Source organism: Novosphingobium guangzhouense (assembly GCF_002896965.1).
Taxonomy (GTDB): Bacteria; Pseudomonadota; Alphaproteobacteria; order Sphingomonadales; family Sphingomonadaceae; genus Novosphingobium; species Novosphingobium guangzhouense.
In genome coordinates, this window is sequence record NZ_LYMM01000030.1 from 49,668 (window position 1) to 68,816 (window position 19,149).

Consider the following 19,149-nt stretch of genomic DNA (forward strand, 5'->3'; position numbering starts at 1 on the left):
TCGGCCAACTCTCCAAAGCCATGTCGCGCGCAGCTCCGTAATGCCACCGGGAACCACCTGCCCGCTCCCGGCTTGTGATGCGGAGGAAGGAGCCTGCTAATGCCCGCACGCGCATACTGGAAAGGCCAAATTCGTCTGGCGCTCGTCTCGATCCCGATCGAGGTCTATCCGGCAACGCGATCGGGTGCGGCGATTTCCTTTCACCAGATCCATGAGCCCAGCGGCAAGCGCATCCGCTACGAGAAAGTCGCTCCCGGCGTCGGACCCGTGGACCGCGATGAGATCATCAAGGGTTTCGAAGTCTCCAAGGGCAGCTATGTCCTGCTCGACGAGGAGGAGATCGAGGCGGTCAAGATCGAGAGCCGCAAGACGCTGGAACTTGTCCAGTTCGTCGATGCCGACGAGATCGACGTGCTCTATTACGAAAAGCCCTACTTCGTCGTCCCTGCGGACGATCTGGCGGAGGAAGCCTATACGGTGTTGCGCGAAGCGTTGCGCAAGACGCGCAAGGTTGGCCTCGGCCAGTTGGCGGTTCGCGGGCGCGAGCAGCTAGTCTCGATCAAGCCCTGCGGGCGGGGGCTGGTGATGGAAGTGCTGCGCTATGCCGACGAGGTCCACAAGGCGCAGGGCTACTTCCGCGACATCGAGGATGCCAAGCCCGATACAGACCTGCTCGACCTTGCGACGACGCTGATCGACAAGAAGACCGCGCCGTTCAAACCCGCAGAGTTCCACGACCGCTATGTCGATGCGCTCCACCGCCTGATCGACAAGAAGGCCAAGTCGAAGAGCAACAAGCGCATTCTGGAGGATGTGGAGGAACCGGCCGGCGGCAAGGGCAACGTCATCGACTTGATGGCGGCGCTCAAGAAGTCGGTCGGGGACGGCAAGAGCAGCGCAAAATCGAGCTCACGCAAGCCTGCGGCGAAGAAGCCAGCAGCCTCTGGTGGCCCCCGTACCCGCAAGCGTGCCTGAGCGATGGAGCTCAATGCGCCTATCCCCGTGACCGCCGTGGATGCCGAACTGTTGTGGCGTATCGGGGCGGCGGCGGTGCTTGGTCCACTACTGGGTCTAGACCGCGAAATGCGCGGTCATGCGGCAGGGCTGCGTACGCATGGTCTCATCTGCGTTTCGGCCGCCGCAATGACCGTCGCGGTAGTGGCGCTGTATCTTCAGTTCGACAGCGATGGCGAATCCCGCATGGATCCGCTGCGGATTTTTGAAGCGACCGGCGCGTTTGTCGGCTTTCTCGGTGCCGGCTTGATCGTTTTTGCCCGCGGCAAGCTGCATAACCTGACCACCGCCGCTCATTTATGGCTGACTGCTGTCATCGGCGTGGCCTGCGGGGCCGGCCTTTGGCCGCTTGTCGCCGTGTGCGTGCTTGCCAGTGTGTTGATGCTCACGCTGCTGACCTTGATCGAAGGGGAATGGAGTCGCGATCGACGTATCGGGGCGCGAGGGAAGGACGACCCATGAACAAGCGCGGCTCTGGCACGGAGGTTCTTGCCGAATACAACCGCAAGCGCGACTTCGCGAAGACCGCTGAGCCAGCGGGAAAACGCGGAAAGAACGGCGGCAACGCTTTCGTCGTGCAGAAGCATGCGGCACGGCGGTTGCACTGGGATTTCCGTCTCGAAGTCGATGGCGTGCTCAAGTCCTGGGCGGTGACCCGGGGACCGAGCGCCGATCCCGAAGACAAGCGCCTTGCCGTGCGCACTGAGGACCACCCGCTGTCCTACGGCGCGTTCGAAGGCGGCATCCCGAAGGGCGAATACGGCGGCGGTACGGTGATGCTCTGGGATCGAGGCACCTGGGCACCGATCGCGGGCAAAAGCGTGAAGGACATCGAAGACGGCCACCTCCACTTCACGCTCGATGGCGAGCGGATGAAGGGCGAATGGCTGCTCGTGCGCATGAAGCCCCGGCCGGGAGAAAAGCGCGAGAACTGGCTGCTGCGCAAGGTGCAGGATGCCCATGCTCAGGCCGGCGATGTCCTCGTCGAACAGGGCCTGACCAGCGTCCTCACCGGCCGCACCATGGCCGAGATCGAAACCGACAAGAGCGGCACCCTTTCGCTAAAGGGCAAGAAGGGCGATGCCTTTGCGCACGTCATGGAGAAGGCCGCCTCCCGCAACGCGCGGCAGAAGCGCCCCTCCCGCAAAGGCTCGGGCAAGCCGCCGAAATTCCGCCCCGTCCAGCTAGCCACGCTGGTCGATACCGTGCCCACCGGCAACTTGTGGATGCACGAGATCAAGTTCGACGGTTACCGCGCGCTTATCGCCGCAGCGGGGAACAGGATCGTCGTCCATACCCGCAGCGGCCTCGACTGGACGGACAAGTTCGCCCCGCTTGTCGCACATATCGCCGCGCTGGACCTGCCGCCCTGCCTGATCGACGGCGAGATCATCGCGCGCGGGGCGCAGGGCAACCCCGATTTCTCCAGCCTCCAGGCCGTACTCAAGCGCGGCAAGGGCAGCCAGGGCGCAGATCAGCCCCTGGAATTCCACGCCTTCGATCTCCTCGAACTGGAGGACGAGGATCTTGCGGCGATGCCCAACATCGAACGCAAGGAACGGCTGGAGGCGCTGCTGGCGGATGCCATGCCGCCCGTCTTCGTCGCGGACCATGTGATCGGCGCGGGCGAGACGCTCTACGATGCGATGTGCGGCGCCGGACAGGAAGGGATCATCGCCAAGCGCATAGACGCCCCCTATCGGGGCCGCCGCACGAAGGACTGGGTGAAGGTCAAATGCACCCGGCGGCAGGAGTTCGTCATCGTGGGATGGGCGAAGTCGAACGCAAAGGCTCGGCCATTCTCCTCGCTGCTGCTGGGGCAATACGAGGGCAAGACGCTTGTCTATCGCGGCAAGGTGGGCACCGGCTTTGACGCGGAGGATCTTGCCGACATGGCGGGAAGGCTTGAGAAGCTGGCGCGCAAGACACCGCCGCTGGACGTCGACAAGGCAGAGGCACGCGGCGCGCGCTGGGTCACTCCGAAGCTGGTGGCGGAAGTCGCCTTCGCTGAACTGACCGCCGAGGGCCGCGTGCGCCATGGCAGCTTTCTTGGCCTGAGGAGCGACAAGAAGGCCCAGGCGGTGAAGCCGGAGAAAGCGCAGCCCACGCCACAGGCCGCGATCGCCGTGACAATCAGCAACCGCGAGCGTGTGATCTTCCCTGAAAGCAGCGACACCAAAGGCGACCTCGCGGATTACTACGCCGCCGTCGCGCCGCTGATGCTGCCGTTCGTGGCGAACCGGCCGATCAGCCTCGTGCGCTGTCCGCAGGGCCGGGCAAAGAAATGCTTCTTCCAGAAGCATGATAGCGGCACGTTCGGCGATCACGTCCATCACGTGCCGATCCGCGAAAAAGACGGCGGCGCGGAGGACTACCTCTACCTGCGCGATGCCGAGGGCCTGCTGTCCTGTGTGCAGATGGGCACGATCGAGTTCCACGCCTGGGCGTCACGGATCGACGATGTGGAACATCCCGATCGCATGATCTTCGACCTCGATCCCGACGAGGGGCTGGACTTCAAGGCATGCGTCCGGGCCGCCGGCGACATCCGCGCCCGACTTGCCGACCTCGGGCTAGTGACCTTCGCAATGCTGTCCGGCGGCAAGGGCGTCCATGTCGTCGTACCGCTGAAGCGTGGGCACGACTGGGACACCCACAAGGACTTCGCCCGCCGCTTCGCCGAAGCTATGAGCCTTGCCGAGCCCGACCGCTATGTCGCGACGATGAGCAAGGCCAGGCGTAAGGGCCGCATCTTCATCGACTGGCTGCGCAACCAGCGAGGGGCCACCGCCGTGCTGCCCTATTCCGCGCGATCACGCGACGGTGCCCCGGTCGCGGTGCCAGTGAACTGGGATGAGCTCGGCCAGATGAGTAACGCCCACCCATTCTCGATCAGTGATGCGACCGTCCTAATGGAACATGCCGAGAATCTGCGAGGATGGGGGTTCGCCGACCAAGCCCTGCCCATGGTCTGATCACATGCAGATGCTGCTTCAAAATTCCAGCCTGTCCGCCAATTGAAATAACCGGCAAGTTTAGCGGTGGCCCTGCCTTTCGCACATACCCGCAGCCTTGTCCGCCAGTTCGAAGTCGCCAGCACGAAGAGCGGTTTTCCGGGCCTCTGCGCATTGACCCTCCGCGATCTGACTACCGACTTCTTCCCTCAGGCTCTGCTCCTTGCGCACTTCTTCGCGCGCTTCGTTCTTGTCGCGCAGGCGTTCGACTTCGTTGAAGGAGGAGTATCGCTGCTCTGCCGGGTTGTCGCCCACAGTGCCTTGCCGAATGCCGCAGCTGGAAACATTGCCAAGGCGGTAGCATGTCGCGGTCTGCGCTACGACCGGAGACAAGGGGAACGCTACAAGGCAAAGTGCCGCTGCCGCTGGAAAGAGTTTCATTGGTGCCCCGGTATCCTGAAATGGACGTAAGGCATCAGGTTACGTGGCGCTGCCTGTCGGTCAAGGACGGTCTGACCTTCGAAGGTTTTAGGCTCATCTTGAAGGGCCCGCGCACAAGGCGCGGGCTCTTGCGTCTTGACGATCAGGCGCTGACTGGCTGGGGACGATTCGCCAGCAGGTTGTCGACAACCGAAGGGTCGGCCAGCGTCGAAGTGTCGCCCAGGTTCGACACGTCGTTTTCACCGATCTTGCGCAGAATGCGACGCATGATCTTGCCCGACCGGGTCTTGGGCAGCCCCGGAGCGAACTGGATCACATCAGGCGTCGCGATCGGACCGATTTCGTGGCGAACCCATGCAATCAGTTCCTTGCGCAAGGCTTCGTCAGGCTCGACCTCGCTGTTGCAGGTCACGAATGCATAGATGCCCTGCCCTTTGATTTCATGCGGCATGCCGACCACCGCGGCTTCCGCGACCTTTTGATGGGCAACGAGCGCGCTTTCGATTTCGGCGGTTCCCATGCGATGCCCGGACACGTTGATGACATCGTCGATGCGGCCGGTGATCCAGTAGTATCCATCCTCATCGCGGCGGCAGCCATCGCCAGTGAAGTAGCTGCCTTTGAAAGTGCTGAAATAGGTCTGGAAGAAACGCTCGTGATCGCCCCAGACGGTGCGCATCTGGCCCGGCCAGCTATCGACGATGACGAGGCAACCATCGCCGGCCCCCTCGATCTCGTGGCCGTCGTTATCGAGGAGGCGCGGTTGCACGCCAAACATTGGACGCGTAGCGGAACCCGGCTTGAGCGCGGTGGCGCCCGGCAGAGGCGAGATCATGACGCCACCGGTTTCGGTCTGCCACCAAGTATCGACGATCGGGCACCGCCCTTCGCCCACCACTTCATGATACCACGCCCAAGCTTCCGGATTGATGGGTTCGCCCACCGAACCGAGCAGGCGCAGCGACTTCCGGCTGGTCTTCTGCACCCAGTCGTTGCCTTCACGCATGAGAGCACGCAGCGCGGTCGGCGCGCCGTAGAAAATCTCTACCCCGAACTTGTCGACGATCTGCCAGAACCGGCTGGGATCGGGGAAGTTCGGCACGCCCTCGAACATAACGGTTGTCGCACCGTTCATCAGCGGGCCGTAGACAGCATAGCTGTGACCGGTCACCCAGCCGATGTCAGCGGCGCACCAGTAGATTTGCCCGGGACGGTAATCGAACACGTATTCGTGCGTCATCGATGCCCATACCGAATAGCCCCCCGTGGTATGCAGAACGCCCTTGGGCTTTCCGGTCGATCCTGAAGTGTAGAGAATGAACAGCGGGTCTTCGGCGTTCATCTCCTGAACGGGGCACTCGGCGTCCTGTTGCGCCACAGCGGACGCCCAATCGACATCGCGGTCCTCCACCATGGGGACAGGCGTGCCGGTGTGCGCCAGGACGATCACGCTGTCGACGCCGGGGCAATGCTCCAGCGCTTCGTCGACATTGGCCTTTAGGGGAACCTTCTTGCCGCCGCGCAGTCCTGCGTCGGCGGTCAGGACGATCCTGCTGTCGCAGTCCTGAATGCGATTGGCCAGTGCATCGGGCGAAAAACCGGCGAAGACGATCGAATGAATCGCGCCGATGCGCGCGCAGGCAAGCATGGCCACGGCCGCTTCCGGCACCATCGGCAGATAGATGGTTACCCGTTCACCTTTCCTGACGCCGCGCGCTTTCAGCAGATTGGCGAACCGACAAACATCCTCGTGCAACTGACGATACGTGATGCGGCGTTCCGGATTGGAGGGGCTGTCCGGTTCCCAGAGGATCGCAACCTGATCGCCGCGCTCCGCCAGATGACGATCAAGGCAGTTGGCGGCAAGGTTCAGCGTGCCGTCGGTGAACCAGGAAATGCCGAAATCCTCTTCGTGAAAGCTGGTCTGCTTCACCACGCTGAACGGCCTGATCCAGTCCAGGCGCTGGGCTTCTTCCCGCCAGAAGGCGTCCGGATCGGACACCGAGCGCGCGTACATCTCCTGGTAGCGGGCATCGTCGACAAGCGCAGTCCGGCTCCACTGGGCGGGAACGGGATAGACGGACTCGGCCATTCGATTTTCCTCTCGTATTGTCGGACCGGGCTCTTCCGGCCTCGATGTTGCGTAGCACAATGGGCGGGGGCGATCATGTTGGACCATAGTCAAACAGCGCTCCGGCCCATGTGCCGGTTTCCCTGAAGATGGCGGGCGATGTGATCTCGATCAAGGTGCTTCGAACGGTTGTGGGCCATGAAGGCGCCGTTCAATCGAAAGGTGTTTCTGCCATGATCGTCACTCTCCCTACCCGTTCGGGCATCGACCTTGACGTGCGCCCGGCAACCGAAGGCGATGCACCGGCCCTGACCGACTTCTTCGACCGCGTGACCGATGAAGACCGCCGCTTCCGGTTCCTGTCTGCTACCGATCATGTCGGACCCGTGCTGCTTGAGCCGCTTGTCCATGCGGATCACTTCCGCACCGAATCCTGGGTGGGCATCAACCGTGCCAGCGGGCAGATCGTCGCCTCGGGCCTGCTTGCCTGTGACGGTCCGCTCGACACCGGGGAAATCGCGATCTCGGTCTGTGGCAATCACCGCGGCAAGGGCATCGGCTGGGCCATGCTGGACTATCTCTCGGCGCAGGCAAAAGCGCGCGGATGCCGGCGCGCAATCTCGATAGAAAGCCGCGACAATCACGCCGCGATCGGGCTTGAGCGCGAAAAAGGCTTCATGCCCGAACCATTTGCCGCGGACCCTGCCCTTGTCGTGCTGGAAAAAACCTTCCGCTGATCAGCTAACCGGCCGGTAACCTTTATCGAGGCATGGGGTTTCCCCCTTAGGAGACCCCATGCGCGATTCCCTGAGTACAGATCCGTCAGGCAACAGGACGTCCCGCTCCGCAAGGGTCGGCGTATCGATCCTGTGCGACGTGCGGCAGGGAACCCGGCCCTGGAAGCAGGCAAGGCTTGAAGACCTGTCGCCGGGAGGGTTCCGTATCGCCCAGCTTCCCGATGCACGCACGGAAGTACCGTTGCGCATCCGTATTCCCGGCCTCCACCTTCTTAGCGCCCGCATATGCTGGATGCGGGAAGGCGCGATCGGGTGCGAGTTCGCCGAGCCTCTTCATATCGCGGTGTTCGAACATATCGTGCGCGCGTCAGGCTGACATTACCGTCGCCTGACATCAAAAAGGGCGGGCCTTTCGACCCGCCCTTTTCAATTCCGGTTCCGACGCCGCGCGTCAGATGTGGATCGCGCGTCCGTAAGCGGCCAGCGTCGCTTCGTGCATCGTTTCCGAGATCGTCGGGTGCGGGAACACGGTGTTCATCAGTTCCGCCTCGGTCGTCTCAAGTGTCTTGCCGACGACGTAGCCCTGGATCATCTCGGTAACTTCTGCGCCGATCATGTGCGCGCCCAGCAGTTCGCCGGTCTTCGCATCGAACACGGTCTTCACGAAGCCTTCCGGCTCGCCCAGCGCGATCGCCTTGCCGTTGCCGATGAACGGGAAGGTGCCGGCCTTGACCTCGTAGCCCTCTTCCTTCGCCTTGGCTTCGGTGAGGCCGACCGACGCGATCTGCGGGTGGCAGTACGTGCAGCCCGGAATGTTGCGACGGTCCAGAGCGTGCGGATGCACGTCCTTGTTGCCCAGTTCCTTGGCGATCGATTCCGCCGTGGTGACGCCTTCATGGCTGGCCTTGTGCGCCAGCCACGGGCCCTTCACGCAGTCGCCGATGGCCCAGACGCCCGGTACGTTGGTGCGGCCATAGTCGTCCACCTTGACGAAGAACTTCTCGTCGGGCTCGATCTTGAGTTCTTCCAGACCGATGTTCTCGACGTTCGGCACGATGCCGATGGCGACGATGACGTGGCTGAATTCCTGCGTCTCTTCCTTGCCGCCCTTGGGCGTGATCTTGACCGAGACGCCCTTGTCCGATGCCTTGACGTCGCTGGCCTTGGCTCCGGTGAGGATCTTCATCCCCTGCTTGGTCAGCGCCTTTTCAAGGAACGCCGACACGTCCTTGTCCTCGACCGGCACGATGCGGTCCATCATCTCGACGACCGTAACATCAACGCCCATGTCGTTGTAGAAGCTGGCAAACTCGATACCAATCGCGCCCGATCCAAGGACCAGCAGCTTTGTCGGCATTTCCTTGGGCGTCATCGCATGGCGGTAGGTCCAGATGCGGTTGCCGTCCGACTTGGCGCCGGGCAGTTCTCGCGCACGGGCGCCGGTGGCGATGATGATGTGCTTGGCCGAAAGGGTCTCGGTGCCCTTGTCGCCGGTTACTTCCAGCTTGCCCGGCGCGACCAGCTTGCCGGTGCCCATGTGCACGGTGATCTTGTTCTTCTTCATCAGGTGCGTGACGCCCTGATTGAGCTGCTTGGCAACGCCGCGCGAACGCTTGACGATGGCGTCGAGGTCGGCGGTGATGTTCTCCGCCGCAAGGCCATAGTCCTTGGCGTGCTTCATGTGGTGCAGCACTTCGGCCGAGCGCAGCAGCGCCTTGGTCGGGATGCAGCCCCAGTTGAGGCAGATGCCGCCGAGCAGTTCACGCTCGACGATGGCGGTCTTCAGGCCCAGCTGCGCACTGCGGATGGCCGCGACATAGCCGCCGGGACCGGAACCGAGAACGATGACGTCGTAAGTATCAGCCACTGAATTAGCTCTCCTGCTCGATTGCGCGGGGCCTGCCCGCGTCGTCTATCGCAACGAAGGTGAAGGTCGCCTGCGTGACCTGCACCTGTTCTTCTTCATGCCGGTGGCGCCGCCATGCCTCGACCGCAATGGTCATCGAGGAACGGCCCACCTTCCTGAGTTGTCCGTAAACGCTGACCTCGTCACCCACCTTGACCGGCTTGTGGAACTGCATGCCGTCCATGGCGATGGTGACGGCACGGCCATGCGAATGACGCGCCGCGATCAGCCCGGCGCCCATGTCCATCAGGCTCATCAGCCAGCCACCGAAGATATCGCCATAAGCATTGGCGTCTGCGGGCATGGCGGTGATGCGGATGACGGGTTCGCGGTACTCTTCCGCCATTTCAAACTATCTCCGAGGCCGGCGCGGCTGCGCCTCCAATGGCTCTGGGCCTGTCGTTTTCATCCAGCGTCACGAACGTGAACAGCCCGGTGGCGACTTCCACCTGATGCTCGCTCGCCCGCGCGCGGCCGAAGCCGCGCGTGGCGATCGTCATCGATGTGCGCCCCGTTCTCTGCACGCTCGCATAGACGTTGAGTTCATCACCCACGAGCATGACGCCGGGAAACGTAAAGTCGGTCGCGCCCACCACCACGGCCTTGTGGCCGGTGCGGCGGGTGACCAGCGAGGCGGCGCCAAGGGCCAGCTGGCTCATCAGCCAGCCCCCGAAAACGCCACCATAGGGATTGAGGTCGGTGGGCATCGCGGTGACGCGAATGACCAACTCTCCGGCCTCATGCTCCATATCAGGCGATCATGCTCAGCGGGTTCTCGACGAACTCGCGGAACGCGGCCATCAGGCGCGCGCCGTCGGCGCCGTCTACCGCACGATGATCGAAGCTGCCCGTCGCACTCATAACCGTCGCCACTCCCAGCGACCCGTCTGGCATGACCCAGGGACGCTTGTCGCCTGCGCCAATGGCGAGGATGGTCGACTGCGGCGGGTTGATCACGGCCGAGAACGACTTGATGCCCATCATGCCCATGTTCGAGATAGAGGCGGTGCCGCCCTGATACTCTTCAGGCTTGAGCTTGCCTTCCTTGGCACGGCTGGCGAGATCCTTGGTCGCCTTGGCGATCGCCGAGAACGACTTCTCGTTGGCGGCGGTGACGATCGGAGTAATGAGGCCACCGGGGATCGAGACGGCAACCGAGATATCGGCGCGCTCGTACTTGATCAGTTCGTTGCCGGCGAAGGTCACGTTGCATTCAGGCACCGCGACCAGCGCCATGCCGAGCGCCTTGACCAGCATGTCGTTGACCGAGACCTTCACGCCCTGCTTCTCCAGCGTGGCGTTGATCTGCGAGCGCAGTTCCAGCAGCTTGTCGAGCTGAACGTCGACGCTGAGGTAGATGTGCGGCGCTTCCTGCTTCGACTGGGCAAGGCGGCGGGCGATGGTCTTGCGCATGCCCGACAGCTTTTCGACCGAGTGCGGCACGCGGGCATCAAGCAGAGCGCGGGTCTCGTCAGCCATTTCGACCGACGAAGCCGCCGCGACGGGTGCTGCCGCCGGAGCCGAAGCGGCGGGGGCCGGAGCAGCCTTCTTGGCGGAACCGCCCTGTGCGGCTTCGACGTCTGCCTTGACGATGCGGCCGTTCGGGCCGGAGCCGGTCACGCCCGAAAGGTCCACGCCCTTGGCATCGGCGATGCGCTTGGCGAGCGGGGTGGCGACGACGCGGTCGCCCGAAGCGGCAGCCTTGGGCGCGGCAGCGGGGGCGGGCTTGCTTTCAGCCTTGGGGGCTTCGGTCTTCGGCGCTTCTTCCTTCGCGGCAGCCTTGGGCGCTGCGGCCTTGGGGGCGTCGATCGCCGAAGCGTCCTCTCCCTCTTCGACCAGCACGGCGATGACGGTGCCGACCTTCACGCCTTCGGTGCCTTCGGCGACGCTGATCTTGCCGATCACGCCTTCATCGACGGCTTCGAATTCCATGGTGGCCTTGTCGGTTTCGATTTCGGCCATGATGTCGCCGGAGGAAACGGTGTCGCCTTCCTTGACCAGCCATTTGGCCAGTTTACCCTCTTCCATGGTGGGCGACAGGGCGGGCATCTTGATCTCGATGGGCATGGAAACTTCGCGTTCCTTATTGTCCGTAGGGAGGCCGCTGACGGGCATTGGCCCCTTCCTTGGACGCCTTGAGCGTTGCGTTCAAGCGCCTTGCAGTTTCTTTTTTCGCAACGGTGGTGGCTTGTGTTGCAGCCATCGCGTATCGATAAGCCCGTTGGAGAGGGTACAACCAATGCGCATCTATCTTGTGATCGTCGACGAGAGCGAGGAAGCCCTCGTCGCACTGCAGTTCGCGGCGCGCCGCGCGGCCAAGACAGACGGTGCCCTGCACCTTCTGGCGCTGGTCCCGCCGCAGCCGTTCAATGCCTTCGCGGGGGTCCAGGCAACCATCGAGGAGGAAGCACGCGCCCGCGCGGAAACGCTGGTTACCGCTGCCGCCGGAAACCTTTTGTCGCAAGGCGCAAAGATGCCGGTCATCTCCGTTCACATGGGAGAAGACATCAAGATCGTGCGCAAGTACCTTGAGGAACATCCCGAGGTTTCAGCGCTGGTCCTCGGCGCGGCGAAAGAAGGCGGGCCGGGCCCCATGGTCGCGCACTTTACCGGGGCGGGCATGGCGCACATGACTTGTCCGGTCTTCGTGGTGCCCGGTGGCCTTGACGCAGAAGCGATCGAACGGCTGAGCTAAGCGCACATAAAAGCACTCAAGGGAGGGGGGCACACAACGCCCCCCTAATGCCCCTTACCGCTTGCCGCGGCCCTGATGCCGGATGTTCTTCGGACGGCCGCGCTGACCGACGGCATACTTGCCCTTGTGCTTGAGCATCGGCTTGTTGCCGCGCGGCTCGATCCGGCCGCCGCCCTCGGGCAGTTCGTACTTGAGCGCGCCGGTCAGCGGATTGGCTTCTGCCAGTCGCAGCTTGAGGATCTGGCCGATCGAGAAGGTCGTGCCGGTTTCATCGCCAACCAGCACCTGCGCCTTTTCGTCGTACGTAAAGCGCTCGTCCCCCAGCGTGGAAACGGGGACCAGACCGTCGCCGCCAAGGCCGACGATCGTGGCGAAGAAGCCGAATTTCTGGACGCCGGTAATGCGGGTGTCGAACACTTCCCCCACCCGGCTTGCCAGCCATGCGGCGACGTAGCGGTCGATGGTTTCACGCTCGGCTTCCATCGCACGGCGTTCAGCCTGGCTGATCGCGTCGCTGACGCGGCCAAGGTCTTCGCGATCCCGATCAGACAGACCTGACAGCGCCGGAATGTCTGCTTGGGGCTTGGACTGCTCCAGCCCATAGGCATCGACCAGCGCGCGATGCACCAGAAGGTCGGCATAGCGCCGGATCGGCGATGTGAAGTGCGCATACGACGCCAGCGCAAGCCCGAAGTGCCCTGCATTGGCCGGACCGTAGTAGGCCTGCGTCTGGCTGCGCAGCACCGCTTCCATGATCAGCGCCTTTTCCGTCTCGTCGGTCACGTCCTTGAGCATGCGGTTGAACAGGCTGGGCGTGATCACCTGCCCCATCGCCAGCTTCTTGCCGAAGGTCGCCAGATAGTCCTTGAGCGCCATCAGCTTTTCACGGCTTGGCGTCTCGTGGATGCGGTATACGACGGGCGCGACCTTGGCCTCCAGCGCCTTGGCAGCGGCGACATTGGCCGCGATCATGAAGTCTTCGACCACGCGATGCGCGTCGAGCCGTTCGCGAATGGCGATCTCGGTGATGCGGCCCTTCTCGTCCAGCTTCACGCGGCGCTCGGGCAGTTCGAGTTCCAGCGGGTCGCGGTTCGCGCGCGCGGTGGCCAGCGCCTTCCACGCAGCCCATAGGTTGGTCAGGTGTTCCTGCGCCCGGCCTTCGTCGATGCGCGACTGCGCTTCCTCGTAGGCGATCACCTCATCGATTCGCACGATCGCGCGGGTGAAGCGCCAGTCGGTGATCTTGCCCTCTGCATCGATCTTGAGGTGGCAGGCCATCGCCGCGCGGTCCTCGCCGGAGCGCAACGAGCATACATCGGCGCTGAGCACTTCGGGCAGCATCGGCACGACGCGGTCGGGGAAGTAGACCGAGTTGCCCCGCCGCCGCGCCTCGCGGTCGATCTGGCCGCCGGGGCGCACGTAAAACGAAACGTCTGCAATCGCGACAAGAGCGTCGAACCCGCCCTGCCCGTCGGGCTGCGCCCAGATCGCATCGTCATGGTCGCGCGCGTCCGAAGGGTCGATCGCCACGATCGGCAGGTGCCGCAGGTCTTCGCGATGATCGGGGCTGAGCGGCAGCTTTGCCGCCGTCTCGGCTTCCGCGATATTCTCTTCGGTGAAGTGGTTGGGAATGCCGTGCTTGTGGATCGCGATCAGGCTGAACGACTTGGGCGCCAGCGGTTCGCCCAGCACTTCGGTCACCTTGACCGAAGGCCGCGCCGAACGGCCGATAGGAACGCCCAGCACCAGTTCACCCGCTTTCGCCTCGCCCAGATCGGAAATCGGCGAAGAGTTGCGGATGCGCTTGTCGACCGGCGCCAGCCAGGGCTTGCCGCCGCCGTCGATCTCGACGACGCCCAGAATCTGTTCGGAGCGCAGTTCCAGCTTCTTCATCGGGAAGGCGCGCCAGCCGGTGGCGCTTTCCTCGGTCCGCGAAAGCACACGGTCACCTTTGCGCAGAGCGCTTCCCCCCCCTCTTTTTCCAAGGCCCTTTTCGACCAGGCGGATGCGCGGCGGCGGTGTGCCATCCTCTGGCTGCCAGGTGTCGGGCACGGCGATCGCCTCGCCCTCGTCGATGTCGACCACGCGCAGGACGGTGACCTTGGGCAAGCCGCCCATCTTGTGGAAGGCGGTGCGCTTGCCGTCGATCAGCCCTTCTTCGGCCATGTCTTTCAGCAGGGCCTTGAGCTGGATCTTCTCATTGCCCTTGAGGCCGAAGTGGCGGGAAATCTCGCGCTTGCCGGCCGGTTCCGTCGAGTTCTGGATGAAGTCGAGGATCTGCTTCCGAGTGGGCAGGCCCGGTGCGGGGCGCGCGCCCGATGACCTGCTGCCGGATGAGCGGCTGCCTGAAGACCCGTTGCGGGCGGGTCGATTATGTGCGGGACGTTTGTCGAAAGGCATTGCCCGCAAATGCCCGCTGCCGCCGCGCAATGCAATCATGCAAGGCGCAGCGGTGGGCGAAAGCGGGATTTTCAGATGTGGTCGGGCTCTTCGCCATAACGGTTGGCGCCGTCACTGGAAGGCCATACACCGAACACCACGATCAGCAGCAGCGGGACATAGCCCAGCGCGCCGTTCATCATCATGCCCGCCTGCGCTTCCTGCAGCTTTGCCATATCGCCGCTCTGCGCGATCAGCATCACCTGCGCCATCTTGTCGATGGTGGAAACAGCCACGCCCAGCGCGGCGAACTGGATCACCACCGTCAGGCCCGCGATCCAGCCCGGCTTGTTCGAATCATGCAGGCGCCGCGTGAACGAGGCCACCAGCATTCCGGTAAGCACCACCGTGGTTACCACCGAAAGCCAGACCGAAGTGCGCATCATGCCGGTCAGCCGTTCGAACATGCGCTTCTGGATCTCCGCTTCGCCCAGCCCCTGCTGCGCGGCGGAGAACACATCGGCCATCATCGGGCCGGTCAGCGCGATCGACATGACGACCGAAATGGCAATCTGGATGATCGCCAGGAACAGGAAGTAGAACCAGAAGGCCGAACGACCCTCGCGCCCCTTGAAGTTGGTCAGGTTCGCGAGGTTGCACTTTATCGCTGCGATCATCCGGTGCCCCCGTTACAAATCAATAGGATCGCGCCACGTATATCCGTTCGACGGCTGCGCGTCCCGTGAAAATACAGGTGCCGGTCGCCGGCTCGCCGTCGAGCGGAGTGTTGCGCATGGTAAGCTTGAGGCCCTTGAGCTTCTGCACCACCGCTTCCAGTTCATCGCCCGTCGGGCGTGCCCATTCCACTTCGACCCAGCCGGGGTAGCGCTTGTCTTCGGCAAAGAACGCGGCGACTTCATCGAACGTCGCAGCCTTGACGATGTTGGCGTCGCGGCGGGCCTTGGCCTCTGCGTGGAGCGAGGTCTGGATATCCTCGATCTCGGCCACGGCGCCGGCGATGAATTCGTCCCTGGCCTGACCGACAAAGTTGGCCTTGCCGGTTTCGGTCCACAGCTTGTCACGGCGCAGCACCGACACCTGGCCGCCGGCTGCATCGCGACCACCGATTTCAAGGATCAGCGGCACGCCCTTCTTGACCCATGCCCAGCGCTTCTGGGTGGCCTTGCCGGGGCGCTTGTCGAGCAGGACACGTACACTTTCGCCCAGCGCGGACTGGCCGGCCAGCGCCTTGCGCAGTTCCTCGCAATAGGCCAGCAGCGCATCGTCCTCGGGCGTTTCGCGCAGCATCGGCAGGATCACGATCTGGTGCGGTGCCACGGCGGGCGGCACGCGCAGGCCATCGTCATCGCCGTGCGTCATGATCAGGCCGCCGATCATGCGGGTGGAGGTGCCCCAACTGGTCGTGTGGGCATACTGCTGCGTACCCTCGCGATCCTGGAACGTGATCCCCGCCGCATGAGCGAAACCGGTGCCAAGGTAGTGCGAAGTGCCCGCCTGCAGTGCCTTGCCGTCCTGCATCATGGCTTCGATCGAATACGTCGCCACGGCGCCGGGGAAGCGCTCGTTCTCGGGCTTTTCGCCGGCGATCACCGGCATCGCCAGTTCCGTCTCGGCAAAGGCGCGGTACATTTCCAGCGCGCGCAGCGTTTCGGCCATCGCATCGTCGCGGTCGGCGTGGGCGGTGTGGCCCTCCTGCCAGAGAAACTCGCTGGTGCGCAGGAACATGCGGGTGCGCATTTCCCAGCGCACGACGTTGGCCCACTGGTTGACCATCAGCGGCAGGTCGCGCCACGACTGCACCCAGCGCGCCATGGCCGCACCGATGACGGTTTCGGAAGTGGGGCGCACGATCAGCGGCTCTTCCAGCTTCGCTTCGGGATCGGGCACAAGACCGCCCTTGCCATCGCCAACAAGGCGGTGATGCGTGACGACCGCCATTTCCTTGGCAAAGCCTTCAACGTGTTCGGCTTCCTTGGCGAAGTAGGACAGCGGGATGAACAGCGGGAAGTAGCAGTTCTGCACGCCCGCGGCCTTGATGCGGTCATCCATCAGGCGCTGGATGCGTTCCCACACGCCGTAGCCCCACGGCTTGATCACCATGCAGCCGCGCACGCCCGATTCCTCGGCCATTTCGGCCTCGGAAACGACTTCCTGGAACCACTGGGCGAAATCGTCCTCGCGCTTGACGGAGAGGGCGTGGCGAATGGCGGTCTTCTGATTCATGGCGCGCCTGTTAGCGGGAACCGCGCCAAGGTTCAAAACAAATGGCGGCTCTTTCAGAGCATCTCGCCAAGGTCTTCGGGAAAGTAGGGTTCGTCCATCACGGCCAGATCTTCGCGCGTGAACCAGCGCCAGCTGCGCATGACGGAACGTTCAAGCTCGGTATGCCCGCCGGTATCGATCGCTTCGGGATCGGCGCCGCTGGGCATGCGCACCCGGAAATACCGTTCGTCTGCGGTGACCGGAACGCCTTCGATGGTCAGGAAATCGACCACCCGGCGCGCCACTTGCGGCCCCGGTTCCGCCACGAAGCCTGTCTCCTCAAGCAGTTCACGCCGGGCTGCATCTTCGTAGGTTTCGCCCGGATCGAGTGCCCCGCCCGGCGTGCACCAGAACGGCGCACGGTCAGGCGGGTCGAAGCGGAACAGCAGTACCCGGTCCGCCGGGTCGAGCAGGATGATGCGCGCGGCAGGACGCGGAGTACGAGCAACCATCGCCCTGCGCCGCGCTGCCCCTTACTTGCCCAGCGCGTCGAGGCGCTTCTGGATTTCGGCCATCTGGTCGCGCAGGGCCGAAAGATCGCCGTTGCTTTCGCCGGCAGCGGGCGGAGCCTTTGCTTCCGGCTGCTTTTCCGCGCCTGGCATGAACGCGGAAGACGCGGCGCGGAACATCGCCATGTTCTGTTCGGCCAGCTTGGCAAGCGGATTGTTGCCCAGGCTGTCCTCGAAAGCCTTGGCAAGCTTTGCCTGATTAGCCCGGAAGTTCTCCATCGAGGCTTCCAGATAGTGCGGGATCAGCGACTGCATCTGATTGCCGTACATGCTGATCAGTTCACGCAGGAAATTGACCGGCAGCATCTGTTCGCCGTTCGATTCTTCTTCCATGATGATCTGAGTCAGGATCGTATGCGTGATATCCGCGCCGCTCTTCGCATCCAGAACCTTGTAGTCCACGCCTTCGCGGGTCATCTTTGCAAGGTGTTCCAGCGTGATGTAGCTGGACGAACGCGTGTTGTAGAGCCGCCGGTTCGCGTACTTCTTGATGATTACGGTGTTGTCTTCGCCAGACGCCGTTTCAGCCATTTCCAGTCCCCATTTGCCGTATGGTTAAGTTACCATTCCGGGATATCGCATTGCAACACAAATTGCTGCGCAGCAAAAGAGGGGACCGGCGGAATTTCCCCGATTTTCAGCGATCAAACCGCCTGCCGAGCAGGGTCAGCAGTTCGTATTGAGATAGCCCGGTGGTTGCCGCCGCCTGCTCAAGCGCATAGTCCACAGTGATCCAGTCGCCTTCCCCCAGTTGCGGCGCATTCGTGATATCCACAACGGTCAGGTCCATGCTCACGCGGCCCAGCACCGGAAGTTCGACACCGTCGGCATGGAACCTTCCCTTGCCGGACCAGCAACGCAGGTAACCGTCCGCATAGCCCAGCGCGATGGTTGCCACCCGCATGGCTGCGGGTGCGGTGAAGGTTGCATTATAGCCGACTGTCTCGCCTGCAGTAACGTGGCGAACCTGCAGGATCGCCGCCTGAGGGCGCACGACCTGCCGCAGCCGTCCTGCCATCTCCGGGCGCGGGACGCCGCCGTACAGCGCGATGCCCGGCCGGGTCAGGTCACCATGATATGCGTCGCCCAGCGCGATCCCGGCGCTGTTGGCAAGGCTGCCCCGCCGATGCGGCACCAAGGTGCGGGCATGCTCCCAGCGATCCCGCTGCAGGGCGTTGAGCGGAGTATCCTCCTCTGCAGCGACGAGGTGCGACAGCAGGACATCGACCTCCAGTACCGCCAGCACCGGATCGCCCAGTTCCTCCAGCGCCACGCCCAGGCGGTTCATGCCGGTATCGACCATGAGATCGCAGCGCCCTCCCCCGGCATCGATCCACCGCCGGGCCTGTTCCAGCGAGTTGATCACCGGCTTCACCCCGGCCGCCCGCGCATAGGCGGCATCCGCGCCGCTCAACGGCCCGTGCAGAACGGAAAGCGATTCCGGACGCGCCACTTCGAGCACAGCACGAACCTCTGCCCAATGCGCCACGAAGAAGTCGTCGCACCCGGCCGCCTGCAACGTGGGCACCACCTTGCGCACACCCAGGCCATAGGCATCGGCCTTGACCGCCGCTCCTGCACGTGCGGCACCCGACATACGGTTCAGCGCGCGCCAGTTCGATTGTAGCGCGTCATGGTCGATATCGAGGCGAAGCGCCGGTGGAGGCAAATCAGTAGGCAAAGTCACGACGCGGCCCATAGCCTTACCCGCCAGTATGGAGCAACTCGAAGGCCATGTTTCAAGAGTGGGAAAGCGCCTGCATCGCCGCTTCCCACGGCAGCAGTACCGCGCCGTGCCGCGCGGGATAATCCCGGGCGGGCGAAATCTTGTCGAAGCCCGGCCACTGTGGCAGCCCCCCCTCTCCCGCCAGCCAGGCCTTCACCGATGCATGAGCCGCTGCAAGGCCATCCTTTGAAGCGCCCAGGGCATTGCCTGCGAAAATCGCCGCCGATGCCTGCCCGATGGCGCAGGCATGGCTGCGCAGCCCGATCCGGGTGATGGCGCCGCCATCATCAACCGCCAGCCCCAGCGCCATCGTGCTGCCGCAACTGCGTGAGCGCGCTTCCGCACGAAGCGGCAAGTCCTCGGTCAGCGGGTAACGCGCCAGTTCAATCGTCAGCGCAAGCACGTCCGGCGTGTAAAGCACGGTGGCCGACACG

General features: G+C 63.6%; 19 protein-coding genes. 6 read left to right on the forward strand and 13 right to left on the reverse strand.

The features are described 5' to 3' along the window. Positions 1-99 precede the first annotated feature (99 nt). From ku to ligD, 3 genes are read left to right on the forward strand one after another with little or no spacing between them, the layout of a single operon-like run. Positions 100-975 carry a non-homologous end joining protein Ku gene (ku, locus tag A8V01_RS10860; RefSeq protein WP_103095866.1) on the forward strand — a complete coding sequence of 292 codons (876 nt, stop codon included), beginning with the start codon at positions 100-102 and terminating at the stop codon, positions 973-975. Positions 976-978: 3 nt separating this feature from the next. After that, the gene (locus tag A8V01_RS10865) at positions 979-1,476 is read left to right on the forward strand and encodes an MgtC/SapB family protein (RefSeq protein ID WP_103095867.1); all 498 of its coding nucleotides are present in this window, start codon (positions 979-981) and stop codon (positions 1,474-1,476) included. Continuing rightward, positions 1,473-3,989: a DNA ligase D gene (ligD, locus tag A8V01_RS10870; RefSeq protein ID WP_103095868.1), complete on the forward strand. Its 2,517-nt coding sequence runs from the start codon at positions 1,473-1,475 to the stop codon at positions 3,987-3,989. Before A8V01_RS10865 ends, ligD begins: the two co-directional genes overlap by 4 nt. 60 nt (positions 3,990-4,049) lie before the next feature. Here ligD and A8V01_RS10875 read toward each other — a convergent pair whose 3' ends face one another. Continuing rightward, the gene (locus tag A8V01_RS10875) at positions 4,050-4,409 is read right to left on the reverse strand and encodes a hypothetical protein (protein WP_146037236.1); all 360 of its coding nucleotides are present in this window, start codon (positions 4,407-4,409) and stop codon (positions 4,050-4,052) included. A gap of 142 nt (positions 4,410-4,551) precedes the next feature. Further along, on the reverse strand, positions 4,552-6,501 hold the full coding sequence (acs, locus tag A8V01_RS10880) for an acetate--CoA ligase (RefSeq protein ID WP_103095870.1): 1,950 nt from the start codon (positions 6,499-6,501) through the stop codon (positions 4,552-4,554). Positions 6,502-6,713: 212 nt separating this feature from the next. On the opposite strand from acs, the gene A8V01_RS10885 reads away from it, so the two are divergent. After that, positions 6,714-7,217 (forward strand): GNAT family N-acetyltransferase, encoded by a 504-nt coding sequence (locus tag A8V01_RS10885; protein WP_103095925.1) that lies wholly within the window; start codon positions 6,714-6,716, stop codon positions 7,215-7,217. A 58-nt stretch (positions 7,218-7,275) separates the two neighbouring features. Continuing rightward, the gene (locus A8V01_RS10890) at positions 7,276-7,593 is read left to right on the forward strand and encodes a PilZ domain-containing protein (RefSeq protein WP_103095871.1); all 318 of its coding nucleotides are present in this window, start codon (positions 7,276-7,278) and stop codon (positions 7,591-7,593) included. A gap of 75 nt (positions 7,594-7,668) precedes the next feature. Here the strand turns inward: A8V01_RS10890 and lpdA are convergent, their stop codons facing one another. Genes lpdA through A8V01_RS10910 form a run of 4 tightly spaced genes read right to left on the reverse strand, consistent with a single transcriptional unit; the run spans position 7,669 to position 11,190 of the window. Then, positions 7,669-9,084 carry a dihydrolipoyl dehydrogenase gene (gene lpdA / locus A8V01_RS10895; protein ID WP_103095872.1) on the reverse strand — a complete coding sequence of 472 codons (1,416 nt, stop codon included), beginning with the start codon at positions 9,082-9,084 and terminating at the stop codon, positions 7,669-7,671. A gap of 4 nt (positions 9,085-9,088) precedes the next feature. Then, positions 9,089-9,469, reverse strand: a complete 381-nt coding sequence (locus tag A8V01_RS10900) for an acyl-CoA thioesterase (protein WP_103095873.1) — start codon at positions 9,467-9,469, stop codon at positions 9,089-9,091. 1 nt (position 9,470) lies between these two features. Then, positions 9,471-9,872 (reverse strand): acyl-CoA thioesterase, encoded by a 402-nt coding sequence (locus A8V01_RS10905; RefSeq protein WP_103095874.1) that lies wholly within the window; start codon positions 9,870-9,872, stop codon positions 9,471-9,473. 1 nt (position 9,873) lies between these two features. Then, a complete protein-coding gene (locus tag A8V01_RS10910; protein ID WP_103095926.1) occupies positions 9,874-11,190 on the reverse strand; it encodes a pyruvate dehydrogenase complex dihydrolipoamide acetyltransferase in 1,317 nt (438 codons plus the stop codon). A 172-nt stretch (positions 11,191-11,362) separates the two neighbouring features. Here A8V01_RS10910 and A8V01_RS10915 point away from each other — a divergent pair, with 172 nt between their 5' ends. Then, a complete protein-coding gene (locus A8V01_RS10915) occupies positions 11,363-11,818 on the forward strand; it encodes a universal stress protein (protein ID WP_103095875.1) in 456 nt (151 codons plus the stop codon). A 54-nt stretch (positions 11,819-11,872) separates the two neighbouring features. Here the strand turns inward: A8V01_RS10915 and A8V01_RS10920 are convergent, their stop codons facing one another. The 7 genes from A8V01_RS10920 to A8V01_RS10950 all read right to left on the reverse strand — a co-directional run bounded on the left by A8V01_RS10920 (position 11,873) and on the right by A8V01_RS10950 (position 19,148). Further along, complete coding sequence (locus tag A8V01_RS10920; RefSeq protein WP_103095876.1) at positions 11,873-14,218, reverse strand: ribonuclease R family protein; 2,346 nt, start codon at positions 14,216-14,218, stop codon at positions 11,873-11,875. A 71-nt stretch (positions 14,219-14,289) separates the two neighbouring features. After that, positions 14,290-14,874, reverse strand: a complete 585-nt coding sequence (locus tag A8V01_RS10925) for a DUF805 domain-containing protein (protein ID WP_103095877.1) — start codon at positions 14,872-14,874, stop codon at positions 14,290-14,292. Between the two features lie 19 nt (positions 14,875-14,893). Beyond that, positions 14,894-16,441, reverse strand: coding sequence for a proline--tRNA ligase (gene proS, locus A8V01_RS10930; protein ID WP_103095878.1), 1,548 nt, complete (start codon positions 16,439-16,441; stop codon positions 14,894-14,896). A 53-nt stretch (positions 16,442-16,494) separates the two neighbouring features. Further along, positions 16,495-16,932, reverse strand: a complete 438-nt coding sequence (locus A8V01_RS10935) for an NUDIX hydrolase (RefSeq protein WP_103095879.1) — start codon at positions 16,930-16,932, stop codon at positions 16,495-16,497. Positions 16,933-16,953: 21 nt separating this feature from the next. Beyond that, the gene (gene phaR, locus A8V01_RS10940) at positions 16,954-17,520 is read right to left on the reverse strand and encodes a polyhydroxyalkanoate synthesis repressor PhaR (protein WP_103095880.1); all 567 of its coding nucleotides are present in this window, start codon (positions 17,518-17,520) and stop codon (positions 16,954-16,956) included. Between the two features lie 106 nt (positions 17,521-17,626). Beyond that, positions 17,627-18,670, reverse strand: coding sequence for an alanine racemase (gene alr, locus A8V01_RS10945; RefSeq protein ID WP_425437311.1), 1,044 nt, complete (start codon positions 18,668-18,670; stop codon positions 17,627-17,629). A gap of 58 nt (positions 18,671-18,728) precedes the next feature. Beyond that, positions 18,729-19,148 (reverse strand): iron-sulfur cluster assembly scaffold protein, encoded by a 420-nt coding sequence (locus A8V01_RS10950; RefSeq protein ID WP_103095882.1) that lies wholly within the window; start codon positions 19,146-19,148, stop codon positions 18,729-18,731. Position 19,149 lies beyond the last annotated feature (1 nt).